At 61.7% G+C, this 14,744-nt stretch carries 15 protein-coding genes and 1 tRNA gene; 4 read left to right on the top strand and 12 right to left on the bottom strand.

Going from position 1 to position 14,744, the window contains the following annotated elements:
* Positions 1-9: 9 nt before the first annotated feature.
* Entirely contained in the window at positions 10-1,032 is a 1,023-nt protein-coding gene (locus V2B23_RS12210) for an alpha/beta hydrolase (protein ID WP_430950570.1), read from the bottom strand.
* 172 nt (positions 1,033-1,204) lie between these two features.
* Here V2B23_RS12210 and V2B23_RS12205 point away from each other — a divergent pair, with 172 nt between their 5' ends.
* Positions 1,205-2,902: a fumarate hydratase gene (locus tag V2B23_RS12205; protein WP_430950569.1), complete on the top strand. Its 1,698-nt coding sequence runs from the start codon at positions 1,205-1,207 to the stop codon at positions 2,900-2,902.
* A gap of 61 nt (positions 2,903-2,963) precedes the next feature.
* Here the strand turns inward: V2B23_RS12205 and V2B23_RS12200 are convergent, their stop codons facing one another.
* The 7 genes from V2B23_RS12200 to V2B23_RS12170 form a co-directional block, all read right to left on the bottom strand.
* Positions 2,964-3,317, bottom strand: coding sequence for a hypothetical protein (locus V2B23_RS12200; protein WP_430950568.1), 354 nt, complete (start codon positions 3,315-3,317; stop codon positions 2,964-2,966).
* 52 nt (positions 3,318-3,369) lie between these two features.
* Positions 3,370-3,933, bottom strand: a complete 564-nt coding sequence (locus V2B23_RS12195; protein ID WP_430950567.1) for a mismatch-specific DNA-glycosylase — start codon at positions 3,931-3,933, stop codon at positions 3,370-3,372.
* Positions 3,934-3,945: 12 nt separating this feature from the next.
* Positions 3,946-5,283 (bottom strand): WS/DGAT domain-containing protein, encoded by a 1,338-nt coding sequence (locus V2B23_RS12190; protein ID WP_430950708.1) that lies wholly within the window; start codon positions 5,281-5,283, stop codon positions 3,946-3,948.
* A gap of 32 nt (positions 5,284-5,315) precedes the next feature.
* Entirely contained in the window at positions 5,316-5,792 is a 477-nt protein-coding gene (locus tag V2B23_RS12185; RefSeq protein WP_430950566.1) for an SRPBCC family protein, read from the bottom strand.
* Positions 5,793-5,870: 78 nt separating this feature from the next.
* Positions 5,871-6,215: a VOC family protein gene (locus V2B23_RS12180; protein WP_430950565.1), complete on the bottom strand. Its 345-nt coding sequence runs from the start codon at positions 6,213-6,215 to the stop codon at positions 5,871-5,873.
* 20 nt (positions 6,216-6,235) lie between these two features.
* Complete coding sequence (locus tag V2B23_RS12175) at positions 6,236-6,619, bottom strand: hypothetical protein (RefSeq protein WP_430950564.1); 384 nt, start codon at positions 6,617-6,619, stop codon at positions 6,236-6,238.
* Positions 6,620-6,659: 40 nt separating this feature from the next.
* Positions 6,660-7,625: an L-lactate dehydrogenase gene (locus V2B23_RS12170; RefSeq protein ID WP_430950563.1), complete on the bottom strand. Its 966-nt coding sequence runs from the start codon at positions 7,623-7,625 to the stop codon at positions 6,660-6,662.
* A gap of 109 nt (positions 7,626-7,734) precedes the next feature.
* Between V2B23_RS12170 and V2B23_RS12165 the strand changes: the two genes are divergently transcribed.
* The gene (locus tag V2B23_RS12165; RefSeq protein WP_430950562.1) at positions 7,735-8,577 is read left to right on the top strand and encodes a PE-PPE domain-containing protein; all 843 of its coding nucleotides are present in this window, start codon (positions 7,735-7,737) and stop codon (positions 8,575-8,577) included.
* 25 nt (positions 8,578-8,602) lie between these two features.
* Here the strand turns inward: V2B23_RS12165 and V2B23_RS12160 are convergent, their stop codons facing one another.
* Positions 8,603-9,532 (bottom strand): glycoside hydrolase family 43 protein, encoded by a 930-nt coding sequence (locus tag V2B23_RS12160; protein ID WP_430950707.1) that lies wholly within the window; start codon positions 9,530-9,532, stop codon positions 8,603-8,605.
* Between the two features lie 562 nt (positions 9,533-10,094).
* Positions 10,095-10,167 (bottom strand) — tRNA-His (locus V2B23_RS12155).
* A 196-nt stretch (positions 10,168-10,363) separates the two neighbouring features.
* Between V2B23_RS12155 and V2B23_RS12150 the strand changes: the two genes are divergently transcribed.
* On the top strand, positions 10,364-11,335 hold the full coding sequence (locus tag V2B23_RS12150; RefSeq protein ID WP_430950561.1) for a pseudouridine synthase: 972 nt from the start codon (positions 10,364-10,366) through the stop codon (positions 11,333-11,335).
* 85 nt (positions 11,336-11,420) lie between these two features.
* Here V2B23_RS12150 and ychF read toward each other — a convergent pair whose 3' ends face one another.
* Together ychF and V2B23_RS12140 are read right to left on the bottom strand one after the other, a co-directional pair.
* Positions 11,421-12,500 (bottom strand): redox-regulated ATPase YchF, encoded by a 1,080-nt coding sequence (ychF, locus tag V2B23_RS12145; protein ID WP_430950560.1) that lies wholly within the window; start codon positions 12,498-12,500, stop codon positions 11,421-11,423.
* A gap of 70 nt (positions 12,501-12,570) precedes the next feature.
* Positions 12,571-13,014, bottom strand: coding sequence for a CD225/dispanin family protein (locus V2B23_RS12140; protein ID WP_430950559.1), 444 nt, complete (start codon positions 13,012-13,014; stop codon positions 12,571-12,573).
* 92 nt (positions 13,015-13,106) lie between these two features.
* Here V2B23_RS12140 and V2B23_RS12135 point away from each other — a divergent pair, with 92 nt between their 5' ends.
* The gene (locus V2B23_RS12135; RefSeq protein WP_430950558.1) at positions 13,107-14,684 is read left to right on the top strand and encodes an FMN-binding glutamate synthase family protein; all 1,578 of its coding nucleotides are present in this window, start codon (positions 13,107-13,109) and stop codon (positions 14,682-14,684) included.
* The last annotated feature ends 60 nt before the right edge of the window (positions 14,685-14,744 follow it).

The following is a 14,744-nucleotide window of genomic DNA, read 5'->3' as shown; positions in this document are numbered from 1 at the left end:
CAAAAGTCCTTACAAGCCGAGGGACGCGGCAAACATCGGCCACGAATCGTGCAGGTCGTCCTGCCAGTAGCCCCACGAGTGGGTACCGGCCGGTTTGATGTTGTATCGGATGTTATCCATACCCAATGCAGTGGTCCGATCTGCCAACTGAATTGTGCAGAAATGTGTCGCGGCCTCGATGCCCCCGCCCAGAGCCAGGGTCGCCGCCAGTACCGTGACGTTGTTGTCGATTCGCGGATCTGCCAACGTGTCGTAGGGGCCGGGGATGCCCGTTGCGGTCGTGATGTACATCGGAATTCGCGGTAGCTTCTCCGCATTCACCACCGGATCGTGGGCAACCCACGCCGGGTCGTTGTACGGCCCCCACATGTTCTCGGGGTTACCCCCGCCGATCCCGACAACCACCTTCACGAAGTCCTGTCCCGGACCGGGACTGGTCATCGCGCAGCCACTGAACGAAGCGACGCTGTTGTAGACCGTCGGCGCTGCCATCGCCAGGTTCAATACCGAGGTACCTGCCATCGAGATCCCCCCGAGTGCGTTCTCACCCGTCGTGTCGAAATACTCGTCGATCACGTGCGGCAATTCCGATGTGAGAAACGTGGTCCACATATTCACGCCGTTGTTGTCGTTGATCTGTGCGAGCCCCGGATCCGGTCGCAACCAATCGGTGTAATAGCTGAATGCCCCGTCCAACGGCGTGACGACGTTGACGTGTTTGTCGGCGAAGAACTTCGGCACGTCGGTACGCACCGACCACGTCGCGTCGTTCTTCCCACCATCTACTCCGTTGAGCAGGTACAGACTCGGCGCGGGCGTCGACGTATCGGCCGGACGAAGCACCTGGACCGGAATTCCGCGATCCATCGACGGTGAATACACGACGACGTCGACGAGACGGCCTTCCCCGGGCACCGCGCTGATCACTCGTGGACCGCCCGCCTCGGCCACTGCCGGCGACGACACGACGAAGAGAACGGTTGCGGCCGTCGCAGCACCGATCAATCCACGCGCTATGCGGATACCTCTCATGAAAACGTCCCTTGAGTTGCCGAGCACAGATGGACATTATTGCCCGAAATGTTCTGTTTCGAGGGCAAACGGTCCAGTCACGACTACCGTCCGACCGCCCGGCGTAATCGAGGAAAACCTCCAACGATAACCTGAACGAGACCTTCGCACGCACCCTTGTTCAGGAGAAAAGATGGCCGACTTCCTCTATGAGGACCTGTTGCCGATCGGTGAGGACACCACCGAGTACCGACTGCTCACCAGTGAAGGGGTGTCGACAGTCGAAGGCCCGGACGGTCGGACCTTCCTGAAGGTCGAGCCCGAAGCGATGCGTCTGCTGACCGAAACGGCTCTGCACGACATCTCCCACTACTTGCGCACCGATCACCTGACGCAGCTGGCGAGCATCCTCGACGATCCCGAGGCGTCCAACAACGACAAGTTCGTTGCTCTCGATCTCCTGAAGAACGCAAACATCGCCGCCGCCGGCGTTCTCCCGATGTGCCAGGACACCGGCACCGCCATCGTCATGGGCAAGCGCGGACAGCACGTCCTCACCCCCGGCGACGACGAGCAGGCCATCGCCCGCGGTGTGTACGACGCCTACACGCGCCTCAATCTTCGCTACTCGCAGAACGCCCCCATCACGATGTGGGACGAGAAGAACACCGGCAACAACCTGCCCGCGCAGATCGAGCTGTACGCCGATACTGCTGCCGGACACGAGAACTCGTACAAGTTCCTGTTCATGGCCAAGGGCGGCGGCAGCGCCAACAAGTCCTACCTGTACCAGGAAACCAAAGCGATCCTGAATCCCGACTCGATGATGCAGTTCCTCGAGGCGAAGATCCGCTCGCTCGGCACCGCGGCCTGCCCGCCGTACCACCTCGCAATCGTCGTCGGCGGTACGTCGGCCGAGTTCGCGATGAAGACGGCCAAGTACGCGTCGGCGCACTACCTCGACGAGCTCCCCACCGAAGGTGCCATCACGGGCCGCGGCTTCCGCGATCACGAACTCGAGAAGAAGGTCTTCGAGCTCACGCAGAAGATCGGCATCGGCGCACAGTTCGGCGGTAAGTACTTCTGCCACGACGTCCGCGTCGTCCGTCTCCCCCGCCACGGCGCTTCGCTGCCCGTTGCCATTGCCGTGTCATGCTCCGCAGACCGCCAGGCCAAGGCCAAGATCACGCCCGAAGGTGTGTTCCTCGAGCAGCTCGAATTCAACCCGGGCCGTTTCCTGCCCGAGGTCACCGACGCGCAGCTCGACGCCGATACAGACGGCATCTCCGGAACAGGCAAGGGCGCAGCGGTCAAGATCGACCTCACCAAGCCCATGGCCGAGATCCTCGCCGAGCTGTCCAAGCACCCGGTGAAGACGCGTCTGTCGCTCACCGGTCCGTTGGTCGTGGCCCGCGACATCGCGCACGCCAAGATCAAGGAACGCCTCGACGCCGGCGAGGAAATGCCGCAGTACCTCAAGGATCACCCGGTGTACTACGCCGGACCCGCCAAGACGCCAGACGGTATGGCCTCCGGTTCCTTCGGCCCCACCACCGCCGGCCGGATGGACTCGTACGTCGAGCAGTTCCAGGCTGCTGGTGGCTCGATGATCATGCTGGCCAAGGGAAACCGGTCCAAGCAGGTCACCGATGCGTGCAACACGCACGGCGGTTTCTACCTCGGATCCATCGGCGGACCGGCCGCTCGTCTGGCCCTCGACTGCATCAAGAAGGTCGACATCCTCGAGTACGCCGAACTGGGTATGGAAGCTGTCTGGAAGATCGACGTCGAGGACTTCCCCGCGTTCATCGTCGTAGACGACAAGGGCAACGACTTCTTTGCCCATACCGGTGAAGTGACCTTGACGATCGGCAAGCGTCCAGGTCTGTAGACAGACCAATAGCAAAGAGCCCCGGCGAATTCCGATTCGCCGGGGCTCTTTTGTGGTTTTGTCAGGTCCAGAGTGCAGCCACAAAAACCGTCACGACGGACAGCCCACCGACCACGTGTACCAGGTTGGGGTTGGGCTGCCCCTTCTTCTGCCTGGCCCGCGTGATCTCGGCCAATGCAACGATAGCCAGTGAAAGTACAAGCTTCACAGCGATCTTCGTGTGGTTGTACTCCTTGTTGTCGAGCACAGCTTCGCCGAATCCGACGATGATGAGGCCGGACAGGAACTGGATGCGCGCACCCCAGACCATGACCTCGGTGATCTTCGGAGCCTTCAGGACCGTGAAATAGCTACCGACAAGGGCCGCCATACCGAGTAAGTGAATGACTACAAAGATATTGTAAAGAAATGACATATCTGCACTGTAGCGCCTAGTTTGTGCCGGTTTTACCGAACCCCGATATCAGTTACAGGATTCCGGCGTCCCGGGCCGCATCACGGTATTTGGCGGCAAGCGTGTCCACCGTTTCGTGCGCATTGAGCCCACTGGGATTGGGCACGATCCAGAGTATCGCCCCCTCGAAATCGTGGTCCTGACGGCCGGCCTTGGCCTTCTTGTTACCGAAAGCTGTTCGATACGCAGTGATTCCGGCGAAGGCAACAACCACAGGCTTGGTGTCCTGCACGATGTTTCGCACCCGAACCCCACCAGTTGCCAGTTCCTCCGGCGTCAATTCATCGGCCCGCGCCGTTGCCCGCACCGCCAGATTGGTGATGCCAACTCCCCGATCGATCAGGTGCTGTGTGTCCGCCGCCGACATACCGTCTGACGGATCTATCGGGCGTTCGATGATTCCCGCCCGCAATAACGCCGGATAGAAACGGTTCCCCGGCCTCGCAAAATGCGCACCCGTTGCTGCCGTCCACAATCCCGGGTTGATGCCTACGAACAGCAATCGGCAACCCGGTCCGATCAGATCGTCGATCTCGGCGTCGCGATACGACTCCAACTCCGCGCGCGTGAATCCCATAGGGCCAGTAGATCAGACCCGCCGCGCAAAGGTATCGCGCACCTCGTCGATCGCGTCGTGCATCAGCTGTTCGTAGTGATCGATATCCGCAATCGCCGACGGACTGGTTGTGATGCTGATGGTCACGGTGTCACCGATTCCGTGGACACCGTGTGTGAGTGACATGACCGGCGACAGGCTCGGAAACCCTGCCGTGAATCGCACGGTTCCGCCGCCGAACACCAAGTCCGCGGCTCCGCGAGCAACACTCGACACCACCGTATTACCCGTCACCGTCTCGGGAATCGCCGTGAAATCGTATTGCTGCACGCCCCAACGAATCAGCGGCCCCGGCACAGCCTCGAGTGCCCGGTCCGACGCCGCGCTGGACGGGTGTGCTGCTCTCGCCCGCCGCTCGGCCAGGGATTCCGTGATGCTGTCGGCGCGCTCGCGAAGATCGGCCACCTCCGGAAACAGACCGACACCTGCGTTGCGGAAGTGGTTGCGCGATTTCGGTTTTCCGTCCTTCGCGATGGTGACTTCGGCACCCAGCTCAGGAGGAACGACGCCATCGGCGGCCAGCAGGTACCTGGTCATGGCCACCGAGATAGCCGTCATCGCACCCACCGTCACGGAGACCCCGTCGGCTCGGAGATCTGCCGCGTCACGCACCACCATCCGAACAAGCCTGTGCGCATCCGGGGCGATGTTCGAGGTGACCTTCGGACGGTTCGGAGCCTGCGGCGCAACAACTCCCGACTCGGTATCTGCCTCGAGTTGCAGCTGAGCCTGATGACCCGCGCGGCCGTCGCGAAACAGTCGGTAGATCTGACCGGGCAGGCGCAGTGCCGCGCGAGCGAGTATTTCTGCCGAACTGACCGAGCGTTTGTCGATCTCTATGCTTTTCGGCTGGTCTGCCGAGAACAGCGTGCGGGCAATAGCACTCGCCCGTTTGCCGTCCGCCAACGAATGAGCAACTTGCAGAACGGCAATCAACGCAGGACCGTCGCAGCGCGGTGCGCCCCGCACGCCCTCGAAAAGATGCAGCAGCCAGGGCGTCGCGCGCGGATTGACGTGGTTTTCGAGCAACAACTCGATCGCGTTGATGCACTGTTCCCACGAGGAGTCCGGAAGTCGATGCGTCACGACCAACGACTGGTCGACCGGCATCGGTTCCCACAGCGGATAATCCAGATGCCACGGCACTTCACGAATCCGCACACACAGATCCGGAATCGACGACGCACGATCGATGACCGCGCGTCGTACATCCTCGAGCGATTCCGATTGCCCCTCGAAGCAGTACAGCAGGAGTTGATCGTTGGGGATCTTTTCCGAAATCCAGAAAGTTTGGGCGTCGGTGGGCGTCATCCGTAACACGGGGTGACGGTACCACCGAGGCATCAGCCCTTTTCGGCTTCGGCTTTCAACTGTGCAAGGCCCCTCTCGAAGTCCTTGCCCACCATCTTGTCCATGCTGAAAATGAATCCGAAGGTCTTGAAGAAGAAGTTCTTCTTCCCTGTCATTTGCCACGTCACCCGGGTTGAATTGCTCTGCGGTTCGAGAAGGAACGTCGTGACGTTCTGCGCTTTGAACGGTTTGAGGAAGGAAAGATCCAACACGACACGGCTACCCGGAACCGATTCCGTGATCTTCATCGAGCCCGAACCGGCTTTCTTGTTGCCGGACCAGGCGTACGACGCACCTACACCGGAATCCGGGCCCGAGTACGTACGCTGCATCGCCGGGTCCAGTCCTTCCCACGGGGACCAGGTGGTCCAGCAGTGGAAGTCGTTGATCAGATCGAAGATTGTGGCAGCGTCCGCATTGATCACAGCGGAGCGTTCGACAAGAAACTCGTCGGAATTCGGTGCAGCCATAGTCGTCTCTCCAGCGCTCTCGGGGCGATCAGTCTGACGGAATTATCCATGGTGACGCTGTCGCCGTCGAGACAGAACTCAATCGCGCAGGCACAGACAGAAGTAATGGCCGACCGGGTCGCGGTAGACGCGGAAAGTCGGATGCTCGGCAATACCGTCGACGCGTTGCGCACCGAGACTCAGAACCCACTCCTGCGCGGGGTCGAAAGCCTCGACGAGAAGATCGAGGTGGATTCCCACGCCCACCTTGGGCCAGTCCACCGGAACAAAATCCGGGGCAAGTTGAAACGCGAGTCGTTGGCCGGGCAGGCCTTCGATGACGTGCCAATCATCTTCCGCGCGAACAATTCTCCATCCGAGAACCTGTTCGTAGAAGCGTGCCAGCGCAGCCGGATCCGGGCAGTCGAGGACTGTGTAATCCATTCCGATGTCCGGGCGCATATCTAAGCCCTCTTCTCTTGGACTTTCTTACGCACGAAGAGGAATGGCAGCAACAGGGTCGCGAGTGCCGTGACCAGCCACACCAGAACCGTGCCCGTAATCCACGTCGACACACCCGTGATCGTCAGACCGCCGAAGATCGACGCGATCAGCAGAGCGACAAAGGTCGAGACCAACCCGATGCCGCCGAGGAACGCCGGTGCGTGACGCTTCGCCACTTTGGCGATGAACGGCGACAGCACCGACTGCGCGATCGCAAAGATGACAACCGCCGTGACGAAACCCGACGCGCTCACCGAAAACCCTGAAAGCAACCACGTCGCAACAAGAAGCCCGACTGCCGCAGACCCGAGGAATATCGCGGCGCGAATCAGAAAGGTAATCATGGGCCGATCCTATATGCCCGATATACGTCCTGGCAGCACTTCACAATCCGAGAGAATGTTGAACGTCTCGCAATGCTCGCGCCGACGCATGGAGACCCTCGCGTTCACTGTCCGACAACGGTACTTCCAGGACTCGGCCGGCTCCCGCACCACCAACCAGCGTCGGCAACGACAGGCACACCCCTTCGAGGTCGTGCACCCCGTTCTGCAGAGTCGAAATCGGCAGCACCCGCTGCTCGTCGCGCAGCACCACTTCCACCATGAAGGCGCTCGACAATCCGATGGCCAGATTGGTCGCGCCCTTGCCCTCGATGATTTTGTACGCGCTCTGCACCACCTCGGTCGCGACCTCGTCGCGGATCACGCTGTCGAGTGTGTTCCCCGAAGGCCCCACAAATGCCGTCGCCGGAACACCACCGATGGTGGCACTGGACCACAACGGAATTTCGGAGTCCCCGTGCTCGCCGACGATGAACGCGTGCACATTCTCGACCGCCACGCCCAACTTCGACGCCATGAGAAAGCGCAGGCGAGCCGTGTCCAGCACCGTCCCGGATCCGAAGATCCGATGCCGGTATGGCCGGCCCGCGGCCTGAACCGCCGCGTACGTCGCGATGTCGACGGGATTGCTGACAAACAAAATGATCGCTTCGGGCGACTGCGAGAGAAGTTGCTCCGTCAAGGTCTGCACGATCTTGACGTTGACCGCCGCCAACTCGAGACGAGACTGCCCGGGTTTCTGCTTCGCTCCGGCCGTCACCACAACCAGATCGGACCCTGCGGTGACCGCGATGTCGTCACTACCGTCCACCGAACACGGTGGGGTGAACTGAGTGCCGTGATTGAGATCGAGCACCTCCGCTCGCACCTTCGCGGCATTCGTGTCGTAGAGGGCAAGTGCGTCCGCTGATCCGCGGATGAGGCACGCATAGGCGATAGCCGTGCCGACACTGCCGGCGCCGACGATGGAGACCTTCTTCTTCCGAGAGCGATATGCCGTCGTCATAGCTTTGATGGTGCGCCCTTTATAACGATTCTGCAGGATATCGGGATTGCCAGCGTTCTCTCAGGCTTTGATCGCAGACCTCTCAGAATTGCCGTAGACCATGGTGAACATGACAGAGGTAACGGTTTTTGCAGTCGGCGGCACCGGCGAGTCGTACGACGGTGACACCCGCACCCACGTTGTCGGACTACTGAGCGCGGTCACACGTGAACTCGATGATCGGTTCGACGCGAAGTGGGTGAGTTACCCCGCGTCGTACGGACCTGTTGCCGACGGCGGCTCCAGTTTTCGCCGCAGCACCGAAATGGGTGCCCGGGCACTGTTAGCAGCTCTCGCCGAGGTCCGTGGACCTGTCATGCTCATCGGATACTCACAGGGATGCTCGGTCATTCGCGCCGCACTGCCAGAAGTGAACGGCAGCAACATCATCGGGATCGGGCTGATCTCCGATCCGCAACAACCAGTGGGGGTTCTCCCAGATTGCGACGGGTACGGCGTCGCCGGCGACGGACCGGAAATTCCGTCGTGGATTCCGGCCAAGTGGATCGGACACCCGCAGGACTTGATCTGCAACGCCAGCGACGACAGCTACATTCGTGACATCGCCGACCTCACCGGCTGGATGTCTTTCTCCCAAGCGCGACTGTGGGCAAACAAAGTGTGGGAACTGCTTCGCAGCAACACCTTTCAGAACGCACAGAAGACTCGATTCAGTCCGAGCCAATGGCGCAAAGATCTACGACGCCTCCACACCGCATTCCTCGAAGTCCTCGGATACCTACCGAGCCGAGTGAGTTGGCGGCGCTTTCAGATCCGTAACTCCCGCGGCGGGCGGCATGTCAGTTATGCAAGCGAACCCCTCGACGCCAGCGGGCGCACGGGCTGCCAACTGCTGGCCGATTGGATGACGGCACAAGCTCAAGGCGTCAGGGAGCACGTCGCCGCAGCATGAATCTGCAGACTGCGACGAGTCTCCTTTATGCCGGCTCTCTCATCACTCCGATATGGCGCACCGTCCCGGAAAGGCCTGGAAGCTCTTGCGCGTCAGACCACGTGTTCAGCCCATCCGTGCTGTCGGAATAGAGATACTTCCCCTCGGTATAGGCGTCGAGATAGAGCCGCCAGGTGCCGTCCGGCAACTGAGCCAGAGCTGGTCCCTCCACCAAAGTGCCCCAATTTCCGGGCGGTACAAAGGAATAGGGTCCCGTTGCCGACGGCGCGACCGCATGCTCGATGACCTTCTTCGTCTCGTTCTTCGTGAACGCATGATAGGTCGATCCGACCTTGACCACGGTGGTGTCGATGTGGTCCGCACCGATCCCGGCGAGCGGAACAGGCAGGCTCCACAACCGCAGCGACGGTTCCAGTGCCGTCATCAGATACGGCACAAATCCTCCACCGGTCGACATCGACACGATGACGTTGACCCGGCCGCCGTCGACGAACCACTCGGGCGCCCAGGCTTTGGTGACGAACGGTGACAACGACGGGCCGTCGCTGAAGCCGGCCGACCCCGAGAAGCCCGGCGGGCTCGCAGAACCCGTGCCGTCCCCGGTGCCTGGCATGAAGGCACAGCAGAACGGGAGTGAATAGTTCGCCAGAGGTGTCCAGGTGATGCGGTCGCTACTGCGGGCGAAGCCGATACTCGTTCCGCCCGTTGTGTAGGTGAGGTAATACATTCCGTCTGAGTTCCGGAAGATACTCGGATCACGCACCAGCCCTGACGGAGGCCGATACGCCGACGGCTGGACGAGCTGGAATCCAGAACCGTCACCCGACTCGTATACATCCATGTCGCGGTCGCTGACGTTGCTGAACGCCACCATCGTGTATCGCCAAGCCTGCGGGTCGGCGCCGCTGCTGGCCGGGGCCGCGACGAGCAAACCCGCGACAACGAGCGTCACCATCGATATGGCGGAAAGAACGGTCCGTTTTGTCGGATTCACCGGTGAAGTATCTACGACAACAGGCGAACCATGCGCAACTTTGACCGCAGGTGTCGCTGGATCGTTACCGACGACAGTGTGGTGGCGCCAGATAGGTACCTGGATAGGTAGTTCAGCGGATGTCTCCAGCCGCCCCCGCCTGCATTCTGGATCGGTACTTATTCAGGCGATGAGAGGTGACTTCAGGTGATGACCTTGACGGATCAGCTGGACAACTGTGAATACCTACTGGCTGACGCGGAACTCACAGGCAACGGTGATGCTGCCCGGAGGTTCAGAGAACATCGCCTGAGGTTGGTCGAACAGTTGTCCCGGCTGAGGGCTTCAGGTCGTTACGTGTAGGGCCCGGACGCGCATGTCCGACACCGCAGGGCAATTATGCGTACGCGCGGCTGATCATCCACGCGAGCGCATAATCGCCCTGCGGATTCAGCTTCCTCAAAATGGCAACACGAGAACACACGGCAATTCATGTGGGTTCTTCAGACTCTGGCCGAAGCCCTTGTTGCGTATCTGAGCTGAGTCCCTCTGGGCGGTTACGATCCGCCGTCGCCCGAGTCACAGTCGGGTGCTCTCACCAATTGAGCTACAGAAGGTATGGACCGCAGCGCTTTTCGACTGCGATCTTGTCTGTCGAGACCATGCGGACCCTTCTGTGGTCCGCGCTACTGATTTTTCTGATCCAAATGTCGTGGGTGGCGTGGCACCCGATCCGAGAGCGGTCCCCGGCGTCCCCGCGGGGACGTCCCCGTCGACGCCACACCGAATCGCCACTGGCCAGCGACCGGTGGGATGATGACATGCGTGTCGATGACCCCACCGCTGCCCGTCAAGAACGGAGTTGGCCCGACGCGCCTCCGCATCCCACTGGCCGGGCCGTGGGCGACGATCGCCGAGTACGTCGTGGCGAAGTTCGACCACCTGGACGCCGAAAACCTATTTCGGCGGTTCGACGCCGGCGAGTTCGTGGGTATCGACGGCCACCCGATCTGCCGGAGCACAGAATTCAGCGCGCACCAGTTCGTCTGGTACTACCGTGAGTTGCCGGCGGAGGACCCGGTGCCGTTCCGCGAAGAGATCCTGCACGTCGACGACGATCTCGTCGTAATCGACAAGCCACATTTTCTCCCGACCACCCCCAGCGGGCGCTACCTGCGCGAGTCGGCGCTCGTCCGACTGCGGGTCCGCCTCGACAACCCAGATCTGACCCCGATCCATCGACTCGACCGCGGCACCGCAGGCGTGGTGATGTTCTCGACCTGCCCCGCGACGCGCGGCGCGTACCAGTCACTGTTCGAGAAGCGGCAGGTCACGAAGGTCTACGAGGCAGTGTCGGCGCGACCGCCCCGGTGGGTCCAGGGCGCACCGGCGCTCAGCGAATCCAACGGTCCCCTCGTCTACCGCAACCACATCGAAGCTCGGCGCGGCGAGTTACGGGTCCTCGTCGACGACAGCCGTGAACCTAACTCCGAGACCATGATCGAGGCGCGAGGGACGGGCGTGAGCGCCTCCGGACGTACAGTGCTGCACACGGTTCTACGTCCGAGCTCCGGACGGATGCACCAGTTGCGGGTGCATTTGGCAGCTCTCGGCGCCGGGATCCTGGGCGACCGGCGATACCCCGAGCTGCTGCCCGACGCCCCGGACGATCATTCCCTCCCGCTCCAATTGCTCGCGCGGGAACTCGAATTCACCGATCCGTTGTCGGGGAGAGCGCGGCGGTTTGTCACGCGGCGGACGCTCAGCGAGATGCCGGTGAGGTGAGGACCAGACGCCGCAGGGCAATTGTGCAGCCGCGCGGACAGTTCTCCCTGCGGTTGCACAATTGCCCTGCGGCAGTACGGCGGATTTAGACGTTGAAGCGGAACTCCACCACATCGCCGTCGGCCATGATGTAGTCCTTGCCCTCCATGCGGACCTTGCCGGCAGCCTTGGCTGCGGCCATGGAGCCCGCCTCGACGAGGTCGTCGAAGGACACGATTTCAGCCTTGATGAAGCCGCGCTCGAAGTCGGTGTGAATGACGCCGGCAGCCTGGGGCGCGGTATCGCCCTTGTGGATGGTCCAGGCGCGAGCTTCCTTCGGACCTGCCGTCAGGTAGGTCTGCAGCCCGAGGGTGTGGAAACCAGTGCGCGCGAGGGCGTGCAGGCCAGGCTCGGTCTGACCGATCGAGTCGAGCATTTCCTGGCGGTCTTCCTCGTCCAGCTCGAGCAGTTCCTGCTCGACCTTCGCGTCGAGGAACACGGCGTCGGCCGGAGCAACGGATGCGCGCAGTTCCGCAACCTTCGCCGCGTCGGTGAGCACCGACTCGTCGGCGTTGAAGACGTAGAGGAAGGGCTTGGTGGTGAGCAGGCTCAGTTCACGCAGCAGCGAGAAGTCGAGCTTGTCCTTGACGCTGAAGAGCGTCGTGCCCTCGTTGAGGAATGCCTGAGCCTTGAGTGCCTCGTCGTGGGCCGGCTTGAGCTCCTTGTTCTTGCGAGCTTCCTTGTCCAGACGCGGGAGAGCCTTCTCGAGTGTCTGCATGTCTGCGATCACGAGCTCGGTCTCGATGACCTCGATATCGGAGGCCGGGTCGACCTTGCCGTCGACGTGGATGACGTCGTCGTCGGCGAAAACGCGCACTACCTGGCAGATTGCGTCGGCTTCACGAATGTTGGCGAGGAACTTGTTGCCAAGGCCGGCGCCCTCGGAGGCGCCCTTCACGATTCCCGCGATGTCGACGAACGACACGGTCGCGGGAAGGATGCGCTCGGAGCCGAAGATCTCGGCGAGCTTCTGCAGCCGCGGATCGGGCAGCTCGACCAGGCCGACGTTGGGTTCGATGGTCGCGAACGGGTAGTTCGCTGCCAACACGTCGTTGTTGGTCAGTGCATTGAAAAGGGTGGACTTGCCGACGTTGGGCAGTCCGACGATTCCGAGGGTAAGGCTCACGGTCTGTGGATTCTACGGCCTCGCGGCGACGCGCCGGGAACTCGCCCCACCGTCACGTCGCCGCAGGTGATCAGTTGTAGTTGTAGTTGTCGACGGACGCCACGACCGCGACCAGGAAGATGACGTAGAACGCGATCAGCAGAATCCATCCGATAACGGCAATCAAGAGCGCGATCTGTCCTAACTTCTTCACCCGCTCCGACGCGTACTGCGCGCCCTGGTGATCACCCATCGCCCACTTCGGATAAATGTCGTGCAGATGGTTGAACGCGGCAAACGCGACGGGCCAGAAGAAGATGATCGCGGCGACGGCCCAACCCGCATTCGATTTCGGCGGCCCGTACTGAGGCTGCGCGTAGGTCTGTGGAGCGGCATATTGCTGCTGCGTGCCGTACTGCTGACCCGACGGGTACTGCTCGGTCGGGTACTGCTGATACTGCTGGCCGGCGGCGCCTGATTGGTCGTAACTCGGCATCTCGCCGTATGTCGGTTTCGGTTCCTGCGGTTCGGTCATCGTTCCCCCAAAGACTCGGTTTCGGTTCCTCTACTGCAGAACCTAATGGAAGCAAGCGTTGCCGCGTCGTAGTGAACGCCTACGCTCGCCGTGTGACCCGGATGCTGATCGTGCTCGCCATGTGGATAGTTGGTCTCGGAGCCGCGACGCTCGCGAGCGTCGTCGCCCCGGCGTGGTGGGTGATCGCTGTCGTCGCGCTCGCTCTGGCCGCGGTGGGCACCTACGACCTGACTCAGCGGCGGCACAGCATTCTGCGAAACTATCCCGTTCTCGGACACGCCCGCTTTCTGCTCGAAAAGATCCGACCGGAGATTCAGCAGTACTTCGTCGAATCATCCACCGATGGAACGCCATTCGACCGGGAGACACGCGATCTGGTCTACGAACGCGCAAAGGGCACTCTGGCCGAGGAACCGTTCGGGACCGAGCGCGACGTCAATGCAATCGGCTACGAGTTCATGACACACTCGATCCGGGCCCGCAAAGCCTCCGACACCATTCCGAGAGTTCGCCTCGGCGGACGCGATTGCACCAAACCGTACGACATCGCTCTTCTGAACGTCTCCGCGATGAGCTTCGGGTCGTTGTCCGCCAACGCAATCGAGGCGCTTAACGCGGGCGCCGCGAAGGGCGGTTTTGCCCACGACACCGGCGAAGGCGCCATCAGTCCGTATCACCGCAAACACGGCGGCGACCTGATCTGGGAAATCGCCTCCGGATACTTCGGATGCCGAACCGAGGACGGGCGGTTCGATCCGGACCGCTTTGCCGAGCGTGCGGCTCTCGACCAGGTGAAGGCCATTTCGATCAAGCTCTCACAAGGCGCCAAGCCCGGATTGGGTGGGGTACTTCCCGGAGTCAAGGTCACCCCCGAAATCGCCGATACCCGAGGCGTTCCCGTCGGCCAGACCGTCATATCGCCGCCCGCGCACACCACATTCGACACACCTGTCGAACTGGTCGACTTCGTCCACACTCTGCGAACGTTGTCCGGCGGCAAGCCCGTCGGATTGAAACTGTGTGTGGGCTCGCGCCGTGAGTTCCTCGGCATTTGCAAGGCGATGATCGAGCGCGGCATCACGCCCGACTTCATCATCGTCGACGGTTCCGAGGGCGGCACCGGAGCAGGTCCGGTCGAGTTCGAAGACCACATGGGTATGCCGCTCACCGAGGGATTGATGTTGGTCCACAACGCGTTGGTGGGGACGGGATTACGGGATCTCGTGAAGGTCGGTGCGTCCGGCAAGGTTGCCAGCGGCTCCGACATCGTCAAGCGCATTATTCAGGGAGCCGATTTCACGATGGCCGCCCGCGCAATGATGTTCGCCGTTGGCTGCATTCAGGCCCAGATGTGCCACACCAACCGCTGTCCCGTCGGCGTTGCGACTCAAGACCCGGCCCGCACGCGCGCCCTCGACATCCCCGACAAGAGCGAACGCGTGTATCGATTCCAGAAGGCAACCGTCGCCAGCGCACAACAGATGATCGCGTCGATGGGTGTCGACTCGTTCGATCAACTGGAACCGGCGATGCTCAACCGTCGGATCGACGGCCTCACAACCCGGACGTATGCCGATCTCTTCGATTGGCTCATGCCCGGCGAACTCCTCGACTCCCCGCCACAAAGCTGGCGCACCGACTGGATCGACGCCGACGCCCATCGATTCTGAAATACCGGCCAGGTACCGCGCGGATTCACACTTCTAGTCCTACAGTGACAGATGGCTCGC

This window comes from Rhodococcus sp. 24CO, assembly GCF_050586165.1.
Taxonomy (GTDB): Bacteria; Actinomycetota; Actinomycetes; order Mycobacteriales; family Mycobacteriaceae; genus Rhodococcus_F.
Note: the sequence above shows the minus strand (reverse complement) of the source record. Positions and strands in the feature narration are given on the sequence as shown.